The organism is Furfurilactobacillus rossiae (assembly GCF_013394005.1).
Lineage (GTDB): Bacteria > Bacillota > Bacilli > Lactobacillales > Lactobacillaceae > Furfurilactobacillus > Furfurilactobacillus rossiae.
Genome location: NZ_CP040586.1, coordinates 2,134,620 through 2,149,992, shown reverse-complemented (window position 1 = coordinate 2,149,992; position 15,373 = coordinate 2,134,620). Strand labels below are relative to the sequence as shown.

At 42.8% G+C, this 15,373-nt stretch carries 16 protein-coding genes and 1 other annotated feature; of the genes, 13 read left to right on the top strand and 3 right to left on the bottom strand.

Translation table 11 applies throughout. The features are described 5' to 3' along the window. Positions 1–206: 206 nt before the first annotated feature. From gltX to rplL, 12 genes are all read left to right on the top strand, one after another. Entirely contained in the window at positions 207–1,694 is a 1,488-nt protein-coding gene (gene gltX / locus LROSL1_RS10430; RefSeq protein ID WP_017260996.1) for a glutamate--tRNA ligase, read from the top strand. A gap of 620 nt (positions 1,695–2,314) precedes the next feature. Beyond that, positions 2,315–3,730 (top strand): cysteine--tRNA ligase, encoded by a 1,416-nt coding sequence (gene cysS, locus LROSL1_RS10425; RefSeq protein WP_178914513.1) that lies wholly within the window; start codon positions 2,315–2,317, stop codon positions 3,728–3,730. Beyond that, the gene (locus tag LROSL1_RS10420; RefSeq protein WP_017260999.1) at positions 3,723–4,133 is read left to right on the top strand and encodes a Mini-ribonuclease 3; all 411 of its coding nucleotides are present in this window, start codon (positions 3,723–3,725) and stop codon (positions 4,131–4,133) included. The genes cysS and LROSL1_RS10420 overlap by 8 nt, the downstream gene beginning before the upstream one ends. Before the next feature lie 4 nt (positions 4,134–4,137). Continuing rightward, a complete protein-coding gene (rlmB, locus tag LROSL1_RS10415) occupies positions 4,138–5,013 on the top strand; it encodes a 23S rRNA (guanosine(2251)-2'-O)-methyltransferase RlmB (protein ID WP_225440522.1) in 876 nt (291 codons plus the stop codon). Positions 5,014–5,357: 344 nt separating this feature from the next. Next, positions 5,358–5,954, top strand: a complete 597-nt coding sequence (locus tag LROSL1_RS10410) for an RNA polymerase sigma factor (RefSeq protein ID WP_178914512.1) — start codon at positions 5,358–5,360, stop codon at positions 5,952–5,954. Between the two features lie 128 nt (positions 5,955–6,082). Beyond that, positions 6,083–6,232, top strand: a complete 150-nt coding sequence (gene rpmG / locus LROSL1_RS10405) for a 50S ribosomal protein L33 (protein WP_081495858.1) — start codon at positions 6,083–6,085, stop codon at positions 6,230–6,232. A gap of 12 nt (positions 6,233–6,244) precedes the next feature. Next, positions 6,245–6,421 (top strand): preprotein translocase subunit SecE, encoded by a 177-nt coding sequence (gene secE, locus LROSL1_RS10400; RefSeq protein WP_017262108.1) that lies wholly within the window; start codon positions 6,245–6,247, stop codon positions 6,419–6,421. Positions 6,422–6,568: 147 nt separating this feature from the next. After that, positions 6,569–7,120, top strand: coding sequence for a transcription termination/antitermination protein NusG (nusG, locus tag LROSL1_RS10395; protein ID WP_017262109.1), 552 nt, complete (start codon positions 6,569–6,571; stop codon positions 7,118–7,120). A gap of 113 nt (positions 7,121–7,233) precedes the next feature. Continuing rightward, positions 7,234–7,659 (top strand): 50S ribosomal protein L11, encoded by a 426-nt coding sequence (rplK, locus tag LROSL1_RS10390; RefSeq protein ID WP_017262110.1) that lies wholly within the window; start codon positions 7,234–7,236, stop codon positions 7,657–7,659. A 147-nt stretch (positions 7,660–7,806) separates the two neighbouring features. Then, entirely contained in the window at positions 7,807–8,496 is a 690-nt protein-coding gene (gene rplA, locus LROSL1_RS10385; RefSeq protein WP_017262111.1) for a 50S ribosomal protein L1, read from the top strand. A 39-nt stretch (positions 8,497–8,535) separates the two neighbouring features. After that, positions 8,536–8,673, top strand: a sequence feature (ribosomal protein L10 leader region). A gap of 23 nt (positions 8,674–8,696) precedes the next feature. Further along, on the top strand, positions 8,697–9,206 hold the full coding sequence (gene rplJ / locus LROSL1_RS10380; protein ID WP_017262112.1) for a 50S ribosomal protein L10: 510 nt from the start codon (positions 8,697–8,699) through the stop codon (positions 9,204–9,206). 106 nt (positions 9,207–9,312) lie between these two features. Beyond that, positions 9,313–9,678, top strand: a complete 366-nt coding sequence (gene rplL / locus LROSL1_RS10375; RefSeq protein WP_017262113.1) for a 50S ribosomal protein L7/L12 — start codon at positions 9,313–9,315, stop codon at positions 9,676–9,678. Positions 9,679–9,931: 253 nt separating this feature from the next. Here the strand turns inward: rplL and LROSL1_RS10370 are convergent, their stop codons facing one another. After that, positions 9,932–10,636 (bottom strand): sunset domain-containing protein, encoded by a 705-nt coding sequence (locus tag LROSL1_RS10370; protein WP_178914511.1) that lies wholly within the window; start codon positions 10,634–10,636, stop codon positions 9,932–9,934. A 218-nt stretch (positions 10,637–10,854) separates the two neighbouring features. On the opposite strand from LROSL1_RS10370, the gene mprF reads away from it, so the two are divergent. After that, positions 10,855–13,437, top strand: coding sequence for a bifunctional lysylphosphatidylglycerol flippase/synthetase MprF (mprF, locus tag LROSL1_RS10365; protein WP_178914510.1), 2,583 nt, complete (start codon positions 10,855–10,857; stop codon positions 13,435–13,437). Between the two features lie 159 nt (positions 13,438–13,596). On the opposite strand, the gene LROSL1_RS10360 is transcribed toward mprF, so the two are convergent. Beyond that, positions 13,597–14,172, bottom strand: coding sequence for an LOG family protein (locus LROSL1_RS10360; protein ID WP_161001751.1), 576 nt, complete (start codon positions 14,170–14,172; stop codon positions 13,597–13,599). A 207-nt stretch (positions 14,173–14,379) separates the two neighbouring features. After that, positions 14,380–15,357 carry a class 1b ribonucleoside-diphosphate reductase subunit beta gene (nrdF, locus tag LROSL1_RS10355; RefSeq protein ID WP_017262117.1) on the bottom strand — a complete coding sequence of 326 codons (978 nt, stop codon included), beginning with the start codon at positions 15,355–15,357 and terminating at the stop codon, positions 14,380–14,382. Between the last annotated feature and the right edge of the window lie 16 nt (positions 15,358–15,373).

Here is a 15,373-nt window from a genome sequence, read left to right as displayed (position 1 = left end):
TACTGATTGTCAGTTAATTAGACTGTGAAAAGGAAAGTGACTAAACGTTTAACAACGTGGGGTCACTTTTTTAGTTTGACAAACGAAATATGGGAAGACAGGTTTCCACGAAGCATCATAAAATGAAAGAATTTGAAAGTTTGATGCTAAAACGGTAACATTGACCTAAGACACATCAATTTTTTATATAGAAAGAGGCGCTGATTTTGGCCAAGAACAAAATTCGGGTGCGTTACGCACCGTCACCAACTGGACATTTGCACATTGGTAATGCCCGTACCGCGCTATTTAATTATTTATTTGCACGGCACAATAAAGGAACGTTTGTGATTCGGATTGAAGATACGGATACCAAACGGAACGTGGCTGACGGTGAAAAAAGTCAGTTGGACAATCTAAAATGGTTGGGAATTGACTGGGATGAAGGTCCCGACAAGCCCGGGGATTTCGGTCCATATCGTCAATCCGAGCGGAAGGATATCTATGTTAAGCTGATTCAAGATTTATTGGATCGTGGCTTGGCCTACAAGTCTTACCGAACGGAAGCTGAACTAACTGCTGACCGTGAAAAACAAAAGGCTAACAAAGAAGCACCTCACTATGTGTACGAATATGAAGGCATGAGTGACGATGAAATCAAGGCTGCTCAGGCAAAAGCTGAAGCGGCTGGCTTAGAACCTGTTGTTCGTTTCCGTGTTCCTAAGAACCGCGAGTACGGTTGGGATGATATTGTTAAGGGCAAGATTTCGATTAACTCAGATACCATCGGTGGCGACTGGGTCATTCAAAAACGTGATGGCATGCCAACTTACAACTTCGCTGTTGTTGTCGACGACCACATGATGGAAATCAGTCACGTCTTGCGTGGGGATGACCATATCGCCAATACGCCTAAGCAATTGATGATTTATGAAGCCTTTGGCTGGGAAGCACCAATTTTTGGTCACATGACTTTGATTATCAACACCGAAACAGGTAAGAAACTGTCCAAACGTGATGAAACGGTGCTTCAATTTATTGAACAATACCGTGAGCTTGGCTACTTACCAGACGCCATGTTGAACTTCATCACCTTATTGGGATGGTCACCAGTTGGTGAGGATGAAATCTTCTCTCGTCAAGATCTGATTAAGATGTTTGACGAAAAACGGTTGTCCAAGTCACCAGCCAAGTTTGATGGTAAGAAGTTGGAATGGATCAACAACCAGTACGTGAAGGCAGCTCCAGAAGACGAGATTTTCGACAGCAGTTTGAAAGAACTGATCAACGCTGGGTTAGTTGAAAAGGATCCTAACCAATTACATTTGGAATGGGTACGTAAGCTGGTTAGCCTGTACAAACAACAAATGTCATACACCGCTCAAATTGTTGAAATGAGTAAAGACGTGTTCTTCCAAGAACCTGCTCAAATTAATGATGAAGCCAAAGCTGAATTGGCAGCCGAAACGGCGAAGACGGTGTTGACAGAATTTGTTAACCGAGCAGAAAAATTGCCAGTCTTTGATGCTTACCAAATTCAAAAGACGATTAAGTCAATTCAAAAAGATACCAAAATTCGTGGGCGCGCACTTTACATGCCACTTCGAATTGCCGCTACGCATGAAATGCACGGACCACAATTACCTGAATCAATGGAATTGTTGGGCCGCAAAGCAACGTTACGGAATATTCAAGCCACAATCGAAACACTTTAATTCAAATATGCCATCATACGTGCATTTTGCCGTATGGTGGCATTTTTTTGTGTTTTCCTTCGCCTACGGTTGTCAACAGTGGAACGCCGCCGTGGGACCGGTTCAAGCCGGAAGCACACCGTCTTTCACCTCGCCGTCAAGCCTCGTGGAACCCCGAGTCTTGACGCCAGTCCGTGGTGTAAATTCGAGAAAAAGCGCTCGAATTTACACCACTTTCACGGCTTGGTTCCACTGTTGACGCCCTCCGACTAATATTCATAGTGATTGCCAGAATGCGGTGTTTCTTGGTTGATTTGCATAGCTTTGAAATGAGTGCTGACGTGATGCTGTTATATGAGTGAAGATGACTGGAGACATAGTTCCGTGTCAACACCACTTAATGGCATGGGGTTGGCCATTTAGTGGTGTGGGACGAGTTATGAGATGTGGTTTTCAGCTCATAATCGAGGTAGAAGACTTCGATTTTCAGAAGGCTGAGACCGGTCCCCAAGGAACGGCGTCTCCAGTCAGCGGAACGGACAGATTAAACGCTAACCACAGTGAATTACGGTAATCGCGTTAACAACCTAAACTATGGTAAAATCACTATAACTTAATCTTTCGAGAAGGGGAGCGTTACCGTGATTCAGATTTTTAATACACTTACGCGGCAAAAAGAAGACTTTATTCCGTTGCATAAAGGCCAGGTCAACATGTACGTTTGTGGCCCAACCGTGTATAACTACATTCATATCGGTAATGCACGCTCGGTTGTAGCGTTTGATACCATTCGGCGGTATTTTGAATACAAGGGTTACCAAGTGAAATATGTCTCGAACTTCACGGATGTGGACGATAAGATGATTAATGAAGCGGCTAAAGAGGGCATTACCGTGCCAGAATTGGGTAATCGTTTCATCAATGCTTATTTTGAGGACACAAAGCCGTTGAACGTTGAGCGGGCAACTGTTAATCCACGGGCGACAGAAAACATTTCAGACATTGTCGATTTTGTCGCAGACCTGGTAGATAAGGGGTTTGCTTACGAGTCTGCTGGTGATGTGTATTATCGAGCACGTAAGTTTCCTAACTACACGCAACTCGTTCACGAATCGTTAGATGATTTGGAGAACGGCGCTAGTGACCGTGTTGACGACGGTGATAATGCAAAAAAAGAAGATCCAATTGATTTTGCATTATGGAAGGCAGCTAAGCCAGGCGAAATTTCATGGCAGTCACCATGGGGCCTGGGGCGACCAGGCTGGCATATTGAGTGTTCAGTAATGTCGACCAAGTATTTGGGTGATACGTTTGATATTCATGGCGGTGGCCAGGATTTAATTTTTCCCCATCACACCAATGAAATTGCTCAAAGCGAGGCACACACTGGAAAAAAGTTTGCCCGTTACTGGATGCACAATGGATTTGTGACTGTTGGTGATGAAAACGAAAAAATGAGTAAGTCACTGGGAAACTTTGTGACCTTACATGAAATGAATCAACGTGAAGATCCGCAGGCCGTTCGATTCTTTATGGCGACAACTCAGTATCGGCGACCAATCCAATACACCAGCGGTAACTTACAAGATGCCAAGAATAACTTGGCTCGTTTGCAAACGACATTTAATAATTTAAATTATCGAATGAGCGATGCCAAAGATGGTCAAGATGAATCGATTGAGGCACAAGCTAAACAACAGCAAGTTGCTTTTGAAACCGCAATGGACGACGATTTTAACGTTCAAAACGGAATCGCGGCCGTGTATGAATTAGCCAAGTTAATCAACGTTTACCTTAATGAAAGTACCGTTGCTAAAAAGACACTCGTTAACCTTAAAACGTTATTGTCGACGCTACTATCAGTGTTCGGGATTGAACTTACGGATGCAGATACTGCCGATGAGGAAATTCAGGCATTGATTGACGAACGTTTAGCCGCACGAAAAAATAAGGACTTCCAGCGTAGTGATGACATCCGTGATGAACTAAAAGCACGCGGCATTATTCTTGAGGATACTCCCCAAGGAACACGTTGGCGGAAGGAAACAAATGACTGAAGCAGTTAATTATCGAGAATTAAATGGAATGACATTAGCTTATTTAGGTGATGCAGTGTATGAAGTATACATTCGTCAACACTTGATTGAGCAAGGTTACACGGTGCCGACAAAGTTACATCATCATGCAACGCACTTTGTTTCGGCCAAGGCACAAGCCGCATTGATCAAATTGATGCAACTGGATGAGATATTAACGGAAGAGGAAACGACAATGTTTAAGCATGGTCGTAACGCGACCACTCATCACAGTGCAAAGAATACTAATATTGTGACGTATCGAATTTCGACTGGTTTTGAAGCTATCTTTGGCTATCTTAAGCTCACTGCTCAGCAGGAACGCACGGATTGGTTAGCTCAGTGGTGCATTGATCAAGTTGAGTCGGGAAGAACGGAAGGATAGGAATATGGCAGAAAAACAGCAACGAAACGTTCAACGCAATGATCGGTTTAAAGATCACAAGTCGCGTCCTCAACGCCGCAAAAATAATGAACATAACAAACGTGACGTTAAGGCGACACAAAAGCTCGATCAAAATGATGATTCGTCGACGGACTTTATTATCGGCCGACACCCAGTCGAGGCGGCTTTGGCTTCTGATCAACAAATTAATAAAGTCTTTATTCAAGAGGGGTTGCGTGCGGATGCAATTCGTAATATTGAATCGCTGGCGACAGGGCGACATCTTGTGATGAGTACCGTTCCCAAGAAGAAACTCGACTTTATGACAAATGGTCAAAACCACCAGGGGGTTGTCCTTGCCATTCCACCGTTTGCCTACGCCAGTGTTGATGATTTATTTGCTAAGGCCGAGCAAGCTCAGGAAGCACCGTTTTTCTTGATTTTGGATTCTATTGAAGATCCACATAACCTGGGCTCGATTTTACGGACTGCCGATGCAGCGGGTGTTCATGGTATTATTATCCCCAAACGTCGTGCTGTCGGACTAACATCAGTTGTGGCGAAAACGTCTACAGGAGCCATTGAACATGTGCCAGTTGCTCGGGTGACCAATCTAGTAGCTACTGTTAAAGAGTTGAAGGATCGTGGCTTGTGGATTTTCGGCACTGACATGAAAGGCAAGGACTTCCGGCAGTGGGACGCAACTGGCCCAACTGCTTTGGTTATAGGTAACGAAGGTAAGGGAATTTCGGCGCTATTGAAGAAGACAGTTGACGAAATGCTGACCATTCCAATGGTCGGTCATGTGCAAAGTTTGAATGCTTCGGTAGCAGCTTCTTTATTGATATACGCTGGATTCAACTCTCGTCACCCGTTATAAACTCGATTATTTAGAAAAATAATTTTTATAATCTCAATTTTTTTATGCAAAAGAGCCGTTTAAAATGGCTCTTTTTTCGTACCTACATCACTAACGAACAATTTATTAGATTCTGTGGTTTAGTTTGGCGTAATAATCGCTTACATTCGGTGCTTGTACTGGTAAAATTTTAAAAGTAGCCATTTATTTATAGTCAAACAAATGAATATCATAATAATTGACAACAAAGTGACCTTTTTCGAACGTTCGTTTGGTTGCTGATTGACTGTTGTGGCCTTAAGGTAGCTCTGCTAAGCAAAATGGTCTGGACCATTATGTAATCAAGCAGGAAAGTGGGGGTCATAATGAATTATTGGAGTCGTGAGGAAGAAGATGTCGTCATTACAGCAGCCGTTGCAGGCGACGAACTGGCATTTGACAGTCTTTTTCAACGTTATCTGCCATTGGTTAACAAGTGGTTTCGCGAGCTAAACTTCAAAGGCCGTTTGTTAGAACGGGATGATTGGCATCAGGAGTGTCGGATGGTGTTAATGACAACACTAGAACGGTATCGTGGTCGGACTGTTGGTGAGTTTGCAACGTATTACCGACTGAATGTGCGCAACCGCGGCTTCGATTTGCGTCGTCGGCAACAGGCACAGAAACGACTCCACGAGGAGGTTAGTGAGTCAATAGAGGTTCAATCGGCAGATAGTCATGTTTGCAACTTGTCTAGCATTGAACCGGATGGACTGACCCGCTTGGAATTGCAAGATCGGCTCGTTTATTTGTGCGATCAGTTCTCAGAATTCGAGCAGCAGGTTTGGTGGGGTTTAAGCATCGGGCTGACAATCGAGCACATAGCAGTTCACTTTCAGTGTTCGTACACAAAGGTGCGTAATGCTGCCAATCGATGTCACGGAAAGGCGGTGACAGTGCTTTTAGCCAGTAGTGGCAATTGACACGTTGGGGAGGACGTGATAATCTGTTAGCTGTTTATTGGCTCAGGCACGCTTAGAGATATTGATGATGTGTCGTTGGTCAATAGTCGTGAAATCGTAGTTGTTAAGAAATTTCGGAGGTGCCAGTAATGGCCACAAAAAAAGTCGCACTGGCATGTTCAGTATGCGGATCACGTAACTATACCATCACAGCAAACCCTAGTCGGACGAAACGACTAGAGGTAAACAAGTTTTGTAAACACTGTGGACAATACACACTGCACCAAGAAACAAAATAAGGAGGCTGAATCATGCATTTGTGGCGTTTTTTAAAGAGCGTATTTGCTGAGTTGAAGATTGTTCGCTGGCCAACGGCTCGCGAAAATCGACGAGATTCATCTATTGTTATTTCTGTTTCCGTGGCGTTTGCGCTATTTTTTGCACTTATTGACTGGGGTGTACAGGCTCTGATTACTTGGTTAGCCTAGCGCGAACGTTTGTGGCTACTGGTAACACAATGATTGACAGTAGCAAGACAGTGAAATCTTTGTTATAATGCATTTAATCAAAAAACTTCGTCGGCTAAGTCGAAGTTTTTTTATTTTGCACTGTTTTAAAAAATGGAGGATTTAAACATGGCTGAAACGGCTGAAAAACTTTGGTACGTATTACACACATATTCAGGTTATGAGAACAAAGTACGGGATAACTTGGAATCACGTGCGCAATCCATGGGGATGTCTGATTACATCTTCCGGGTGGTTGTACCAGAAGAAGAAACGCAACAAGTAAAGGATGGCAAGGCAAAGACTGTCATCGAAAACGACTTTCCAGGCTACGTGCTTGTTGAAATGATCATGACTGATCAGGCTTGGTACATCGTGCGTAACACCCCGAACGTTACTGGGTTCGTGGGCTCACATGGTGGTGGTTCTAAACCAACGCCATTGTTGCCTGACGAAGTTGATTTGATTCTTCACCGTTTGGGCGAAGACAAGAAGGCTAAGGCTGACTTTGAACTCGAAGTTGGCGAATCCGTTCGAATTACTGATGGTGCCTTTTCTGACATGGTCGGGAAGGTTACCGAAGTAGATAACGAAAAACAAAAGTTGAAAGTTAATGTAACGATGTTTGGTCGCGAAACTTCTGCCGAATTGGAATTCAATCAGGTTGAAAAGATTCAGTAAGACTTGTCAGCTGTTTGCCATCATGGTAAACTACTACGGTATGCGTTTAAGCATATCGTGGGAGGCGTAATTCTAACGCGCCATCAACTACCACACTCAAGGAGGAATTAGACATGGCTAAAAAAGTGGCTAATGTTGTTAAGTTACAAATTCCTGCCGGTAAAGCAACACCTGCTCCGCCGGTTGGTCCTGCTTTAGGTCAAGCAGGGATTAACATCATGGGATTCACAAAGGACTTCAATGCCCGCACTGCTGATCAAGCAGGTTTGTTGATTCCAGTTGTCATCACTGTATATGAGGATCGTTCATTCGACTTCGTTACAAAGACCCCGCCAGCTTCTGTTCTATTGAAGAAGGCTGCTGGTGTTGAACACGGTTCTGGCGAACCTAACACGAAAAAGGTTGCTACGGTAACCAAGGATCAAGTTAAGGAAATTGCCACAACTAAGATGCAAGATCTAAACGCTGCCGACGTTGAAGCCGCAATGCGCATGGTTGAAGGTACTGCTCGGAGCATGGGCTTTACTGTAGAAGGCTAAGCCTAAACAACGGACAAGTACGGATACTCAGTGAAAGCTGAATGTATCAGGTGGAAGATGTCCACGGGATGCGCGTGGCTATCATATGATAGTCTGGTTTCATCCTGTGATACATCGCCATACCACATTTGCTAGGAGGAAAACACAATGGCCAAAAAGGGCAAGAAGTACCAAGATGCGCTTAAGCAAGTTGATAAGACTAAAGCTTACAGCGTAGAAGACGCGGTTGCCTTGGTAAAAGACATCGACTTTGCAAAGTTCGATGCAACGGTTGAGATTGCTTTCAAGCTTAACCTGGACACCAAGCAAGCAGACCAACAGTTACGTGGGGCAATGGTTTTGCCTAACGGAACTGGTAAGACACAACGAGTAATTGTTTTTGCTCGTGGTGACCAAGCACAAGCTGCTAAAGATGCAGGTGCTGATGAAGTCGGTGACGACGATTTAGTTCAAAAGATCTCTGATGGCTGGTTGGACTTTGATGTTGCAATCGCAACACCAGACATGATGGCTAAAGTAGGTCGTTTGGGCCGTCAATTAGGACCTAAAGGCTTGATGCCTAACCCTAAGACGGGTACCGTAACGATGAACGTTGCGCAAGCCGTTAAGGATGCTAAGGGTGGTCAAGTTACTTACCGGACTGACCGTGACGGAAACGTTCACGTTCAAATTGGTAAGGTATCCTTTAGTGCTGACCAATTGGTCGGTAACTTTAAAGCTATCGAAGATGTTATTGTTCGTGCACGTCCTGCCGCTGTTCGTGGCACATACGTTCAACACTTATCAGTAGCTTCAACGTTTGGCCCATCAGTTGCTGTCGATTTGGCAAGCTTCTAAATCAAACATTGACGAAGCACCACTGCTTTGCTATAGTGTTTAAGTAAATTAATTTTACCTAAGACTCAGGTGATAGTTGTTAATTCAGCTATCTTAATATCCTGCCGAGGCAAAGCAATTCGTGATGAATGACTTTGAACCCGTTGTCTTAGGACAACGGGATTTTTTTGGGTAAAAAATCAATCATGGAGGTGTAAAACGTGAGTAAAGAAACGATTGCAGCAAAAGCTGTTGTAGTTGATGACGTCGCTAAGAAGTTGTCTGCTGCTAAATCAGTTGTTATTGTTGACTACCGTGGTTTAACGGTTGAAGAAGTTACGGATTTGCGTAAGCAACTACGTGACTCAGACGTTGCCATGGAAGTTATCAAAAACAAAGTTCTAGTTCGCGCTGCTGAAAAAGCCGGTATTGATGGTCTTGACGATACATTCGTTGGACCTACCGCCGTGGCTTTCGGTAATGGTGATGATTCAATCGCCCCAGCACGAATCTTGGCCAAGTTTGCCAAGGATCATGATGTCCTTGAAATCAAGGGTGGCATGATGGAAGGTAAGGTTGCTTCTGTTGATGAAATCAACACTTACGCAACGTTACCAAGTCGCGAAGACTTGCTTTCAATGCTTGCTTCCGAATTGCAATCACCAATTCGCAGCTTTGCATTTGCTGTTAAGCAAGTTGCTGACAACAAGGATGACGAACCTGCTGCTTAATGTTGACGACGCATCTGTTGGTGCGTTTGTGATGTTAGATGTAGCTTAACTCGTAAAACTAATTCGCTGGAATACCAGCAAAACCAATATTTGGAGGAAAACAATCATGGCTTTAGATACTCAAAGCATTGTTGATCAATTAAAAGACGCAACCATCGTTGAATTAAACGACTTGGTTAAAGCAATCGAAGACGAATTCGGTGTTAGTGCAGCTGCTCCAGTTGCTGCTGCCGGTGCTGCTGGTGGTGACGCCGCAGCCAAGACTGAATTTGATGTTGAATTGACCTCAGCTGGCCAATCAAAGATCAAGGTCATCAAGGCCGTTCGTGAAGCTACTGGCTTAGGTTTGAAGGATGCTAAGGACTTAGTTGACGCAGCTCCTAAGAACGTCAAGGAAGGCTTGTCAGAAGACGACGCCAACGACTTGAAGGCTAAGCTTGAAGATGCTGGTGCATCAGTTACTGTTAAGTAATTAAATGCATTGTGTATTGAATAAAAGCGCTGATCCTCTGGGATCAGCGCTTTTATTGTCCTTTGAACAAACAAATACGATAAGGCAATTGCAAAAAAATTTACTATTTATGATATGAATATGTTCTATTTATGATATGAATATGTTCTTTTTAACATTATGATCAACTTTGAACGATGACTTTTCTGAGATGCGGTAGGAGACTTTAAAATAATTAAGCATACAATTCTTTCTCCCAATATTTAACAAGACCCTATCTTAGTGATTTTCGATAACCTGCGTTTACAGCATCTTGTTCTGAGTTAAAGGTAACTGCGTTAGCAGGACTGATGTGATAAGTTCTTTGTCCAGGCAAATGGTAAATATGGCTACGCGAGTCACCAATCACAGGTCCTTGAGCAGAGTCTACAGTAGATGTTTGCTGAGAACTTTGAGCAGCAGCGGCAGCTTCAGCGGCTGACCTTGATTGATCTGCAGCCTGCGAAGCACTTATCGACGTTGCTACAGAACTTGTGATGGATTGGCTTACACTGACAGAACTACTTTCACTGGCAGAAACAGACTGGCTTTCAGATATGGAATTGCTCTGGCTTTCAGAAATTGAGTTGCTTTGACTTTCAGAAATTGATTCGCTTTCTGACGTACTTTGAGATTCGCTATCTGCGATGCTTTGAGATTCACTTATGGATGATGAGTCATCTGAGCTGCTTGAAGACTTGTGAGCTTCTTTTTTGTGATGCCTGATATGAGCATGAACACTGCTCCTTGTTGATGCATTGTTAGTGGATGACTTTGTCGAATTGCCAGTAAATGCGCTGGCTAAAAATATTAGTGACAAAAAACCGGTCAGTAGTATAAGCGGCCATCTCACTAATTGTTTGAGGCTTTTCTTACGATAGAGTCGGTAGGTTCCATAACCGAACGCTCCTGCGATGACCAGCATTAAAAATATTTGCATAATTCCTCCTGAAAGCTATTGATTTATTTATATTATATAAATTATCTAATGAAGACAATACTTTTATTGAATTGTTGACTATGATAAACAAATATCCTACTAATGGTGGCCAAGATTGACTTGTGAGCATCAAACTACTCTTAAAAAAGTCTAAATCCACCGTTACTTGACGTTTGACATGGTAAACTAGAGAAGATTTTATTCGAGGGGAGTAAGGCATGAAAACTTTACGAAAAATGTGGGCGGCGATTAATCGCCACATGACGCTGCTAAGATTGCTGTTTGTATTCTCAGTGCTTCTGTATGTGATTCATGAAGTGGGACGAGACATTCAACAAATCAGTGGGCAAGAAGTGGCAGAAACATTCTCGCAGCAAACGCCAACTAGTCTGTTACTGATGTTAGTCGTAGGCTTTATTGCGGTTACTCCAATGCTGAATTACGATTTTAATATTGTTAAATTTTTACCTGGCAAGTTTAAAAAAGGGTATGTTATTCGTTCTGGATGGACGGTCAATACATTCACTAATATTGCTGGATTTGGTGGCTTACTCGGGGCAAGCTTGCGGGCAAATTTCTACAGTAAAGGTGCTACTCGCAAACAGATTCTGTTTGCAATTTCAAAAATTGCATTATTCCTTGTCACCGGTCTATCTCTGCTTTGTTGGATTGCTCTCTTTCAAATTTTTGTATTGCATATTGGCGGCGTGTTTGCTCGTTATTGGATTTGGATGGTCGGCGGCGCACTATATTTTCCAACGGTGATGTTAGTTACCCACTTCACGGATTCAGAGTTTTTTAATGACTTAACACTTAAACGGCAACTCTCATTAATGGCCGGTTCTAGTTTTGAATGGTTGTTTTGTGCCTTGTTCTTTATTTTTATTGGTGCATTAATGGGTGTCAAAGTTGATTTTGCAGCTGTTTTACCAATGTTTGCTGTTGCCTCAGTTGCTGGGGTTGTTTCCATGATCCCCGGTGGTTTGGGGTCGTTTGATACGTTTATGCTAACGGGGCTTGGTTTTATTGGTGTAGGTAAGGCCGATGCACTAGTTTGGTTATTGTTCTACCGAATCTTTTATTATATTTTGCCATTCTTAGTCGGTGTTTTATTCTTCATTCAAGATACCGGTAGCAAGATCAACCACGCCTTTGAAGGGCTACCGATGCAGCTGTTTCAGCGCATTGCGCACGTATTTTTAACTGTTTTCCTGTGGTTTTCTGGTGTCATGATTATCCTTGTTTCAACTTTTCCACACTTGCAGGAATACAACAAAGTCTATGGCGCTTTGTATGGATACGTTGTTTATTTTGCTAACCAGGCCATCAACATCATCATGGGTTTCTTATTGATTGGTTTGGCACGTGGGGTTAATTCGCGTGTTAAGCGTGCGTTTTGGCCAACGACAGTTGTGTTGATTATGGCTGCGCTGAACACAATGTGGAAGGACCCGTCTATCAAGATGAGTGTTTTCCTTGTCTTAGTGCTGGCGGCCCTATGGTTGTCTCATAAAGAGTTTTATCGTGAGCACTTTGAGTATTCATGGGGTGCCATGTTGTTTGATGGCAGCAGCTTTGTTGGTATTTTTGTAACGTATATTATTGTTGGCGTGTACAATACGCCTAATTATCAGCGGATGCATCATGTGCCGAGAGCGGCATTGTTTCCGACCGAGCGTGTTTGGCTAAGCGGTTTAATTGCGATTGCGATTGCGTTGGTGGTATTGGCGATTGTCTACTGGTATATGCATAATGGGAAGTCGACAATCTTTAAGGTACCGTTCGATGAGGGTCGTGTCGCTCATGTTATTGACACTTATGGCGGAAACGAAGTCAGTCATTTGGCTTACTTGCGTGACAAACTTCTTTATTTTTACACCGTTGATGGTGAAGATAAAATGTTTTTCATGTATCAAAAGAAGGCTGATCGTTTAATCGTCATGGGTGAACCGGTGGGTGATCAACAATATCGTGATGCCGCCATTGATAACTTTATGGACGTCGCCGACAAAGAAGGCTATTCCATCGTGTTTTACGAGATCGATGAAGATTTAACGATGAGTCTTCATGAAAAAGGATATGACTTTTTCAAGTTCGGTGAGGAGGGTTTCGTTAACCTACCTTCATTTAGCATGCAGGGTAAAAAACGAAAGTCTGATCGCAATCTGATGAGTAAGTTTGATCGCGTCGGGATTACGTTTGAAGAACTTAAACCGCCGTTTGATGCTGATACGTTACACGAACTGCGAGTCATTTCTGATGAGTGGCTAGATGGTCAAAACGAAAGTGGTTTTTCGCTCGGCTTCTTTGACGATTACTATTTAGATCAATCATCTATTTATGTGATGCGTTCCGCGGAAGGTAAAATTCTCGCCTTTACGACGAACATGCCCACACATTCAGGCATTTCTTCAATTGATCTGATGCGTTATGGCAAGAATGCACCATCTGGAACGATGGACGTTATGTTTATCCATTTGTTGCAACACAATGCCGAGGCTGGTTTTGAGGACTTTAATATGGGGATGGCGCCACTTTCAAATGTGGGTGTCTCCCGGTTCAGTTTTATTGAAGAACGAATTGCACATTTAATTTATGAATATGGCTATCGTTTTTATGGGTTTCAGGGGCTCAGAAACTACAAAGAAAAATATGTGACTAGTTGGCATGGAAAGTATATTGCTTATCGCCGACGGAATTCACTGGTCTTCACTATGTTGCAAATAACGATGGTTGTGAATGCCAAACGAGTGACAAACAAGAAAGAGAAGCGATTGCTGATTTTTCATGCTAAAAGTTAGTCCATAAAGTTACGTCATTTCGTTCGATTTTAAATTTGTATAAGACGCTCGTTTAAAGAAAAGGCTTTATTTAAACGGATAGAATGAAAGAGGCTACTCAAACTGACAGAAATTTTCTGTCAGTTTGAGTAGCCTCTTTGTTTGTGCAAAAATGTCGCCTTAAGCGTGTGGCATCGCTGTCACATGTTTAAATGTCGCAAAGTAGTCAAAAATTTGATCAATGGAACTAGCGTTAACCATTAGCTTTAAGTCACTAAGTGGTAAAAATTCAGATTCCGCTGCGTCGACAAACCATTGCCACAAAGAGTCGTAAAAATGGTCAATGTTGAAGAGGGCGATGGGTTTTGTGTGAATGTCAATTTTGCTCCAAGACAACATTGTGCCCAGTTCTTCGAAGGTGCCAAAGCCACCAGGCAACACAATAAATGCATCAGACATAGCAAGCATTTTTTCTTTACGTTCGTCCATGGTGCTGACTTCTACTAGATCCGTTAAGTTGTTACTTTCAGTACTGATTCGTTTAAGGAAACGAGGCATAATGCCAGTTACTTGACCGCCAGCATCGATTGTCGCGTTTGCTACTGTGCCCATTAAACCATCAGAGGAACCACCGTAAATTAGGCGAATATGATGGTCGGCCAGATAGCCACCTAAGAGTGCAGCTTGCACTGAATATTCAGGGTGGTTGCCTGGTAATGAGCCACAAAAGACACAAAGTGAATTGATTTTTGTCATAATTACGATCTCCAAACTAAGCGATGTTTCATAATACTAACTTGTGCCCAGTATACCATAAGCGAAATGATGACTCATTTGCAGTTTATTAGATTAATTGGCGGATCAAATTTCCAAAACGAGTTTGATTGCAATGAGAACAAAAATAAAAAACCATCCCTCGAATTAGGATGATTTTTATTTTACTGCACGTATTACTATAAGAGACTAATTTTTCTTCTTACCACCAATATCATAGTCTGAGTCGTTCATAGCTTCTACGTTTCCTAGTAGGTAACCATTTCCGACTTGGCTAAAGAAGTCGTGGTTAGAAGTAGATGTCGAAATTCCGTTCATAACGACTGGATTAACGTCCTCAGCAGTATCTGGGAAGAGGGGTTCTTGACCCAAGTTCATCAGTGCTTTGTTGGCGTTGTAACGAATGAACTTCAAAACATCGTCCGACCAGCCGACACGGTCGTAAACAAGGTGCGTGTATTTTTCTTCATTGTCGTAAAGATAATAAAGGAAGTCATACATCCAATCCTTTAAGGACTGCTGCTCGTTTTCTGTTAATTCCTTCATTCCTAGTTGGAACTTGTAGCCAATGTAAGTACCATGGACAGATTCATCACGTAAAATCAGTTTGATAATCTCAGCAACGTTGTTTAGCTTGTTATGCCCTAAGTAATAAAGTGGTGTGTAAAAACCAGAGTAAAACAGGAATGTTTCGAGGAAGACACTGGAGATCTTCTTTTTGAGTGGGTTCTCATCGTCGTGGTACAACGTATAAATTCGTTTGGCCTTATTCTGTAGTAGATCTTCAGAATCGCTCCAGTCGAAAATCTCGTCGATTTCATCGGGCGTGTTCAACGTTTCAAAAATGGTCGAATAACTTTTGGCGTGAACAGATTCCATGAACTGGATGTTGTTCAAAACGGCCGTTTCATGTTGCGTCCGAACGTCGCGACGTAGTGCAGCCATGCCGTCTTGTGATTGAAGCGTGTCCAGCAAGGTTAGACCACCGAAAACGTGACCGACTACCCATTTGTGATCGTCATCCAAGGTGCGCCAGTCATCCATGTCGTTTGAAACAGGAATTCGCGTGTCGAGCCAGAACTGCTCAGTTAGTTTCTCCCAAGTTGCTTTATCAATTTCATCTGAAACTTGATTCCAGTTAATGGCTTTATAATTGCCGTTTTCCATATTGTCCTCCTGTGTC

Bases quoted from the DNA above. Each gene is read 5' to 3' on its own strand.
- rplA (WP_017262111.1), top strand. From the start codon at position 7,807: ATGGCCAAAAAGGGCAAGAAGTACCAAGATGCGCTTAAGCAAGTTGAT.
- LROSL1_RS10370 (WP_178914511.1), bottom strand. From the start codon at position 10,636: ATGCAAATATTTTTAATGCTGGTCATCGCAGGAGCGTTCGGTTATGGA.
- mprF (WP_178914510.1), top strand. From the start codon at position 10,855: ATGAAAACTTTACGAAAAATGTGGGCGGCGATTAATCGCCACATGACG.
- rpmG (WP_081495858.1), top strand. From the start codon at position 6,083: ATGGCCACAAAAAAAGTCGCACTGGCATGTTCAGTATGCGGATCACGT.
- nrdF (WP_017262117.1), bottom strand. From the start codon at position 15,357: ATGGAAAACGGCAATTATAAAGCCATTAACTGGAATCAAGTTTCAGAT.
- secE (WP_017262108.1), top strand. From the start codon at position 6,245: ATGCATTTGTGGCGTTTTTTAAAGAGCGTATTTGCTGAGTTGAAGATT.
- LROSL1_RS10410 (WP_178914512.1), top strand. From the start codon at position 5,358: ATGAATTATTGGAGTCGTGAGGAAGAAGATGTCGTCATTACAGCAGCC.
- LROSL1_RS10360 (WP_161001751.1), bottom strand. From the start codon at position 14,172: ATGACAAAAATCAATTCACTTTGTGTCTTTTGTGGCTCATTACCAGGC.
- rplK (WP_017262110.1), top strand. From the start codon at position 7,234: ATGGCTAAAAAAGTGGCTAATGTTGTTAAGTTACAAATTCCTGCCGGT.
- LROSL1_RS10420 (WP_017260999.1), top strand. From the start codon at position 3,723: ATGACTGAAGCAGTTAATTATCGAGAATTAAATGGAATGACATTAGCT.
- nusG (WP_017262109.1), top strand. From the start codon at position 6,569: ATGGCTGAAACGGCTGAAAAACTTTGGTACGTATTACACACATATTCA.
- rlmB (WP_225440522.1), top strand. From the start codon at position 4,138: ATGGCAGAAAAACAGCAACGAAACGTTCAACGCAATGATCGGTTTAAA.
- rplL (WP_017262113.1), top strand. From the start codon at position 9,313: ATGGCTTTAGATACTCAAAGCATTGTTGATCAATTAAAAGACGCAACC.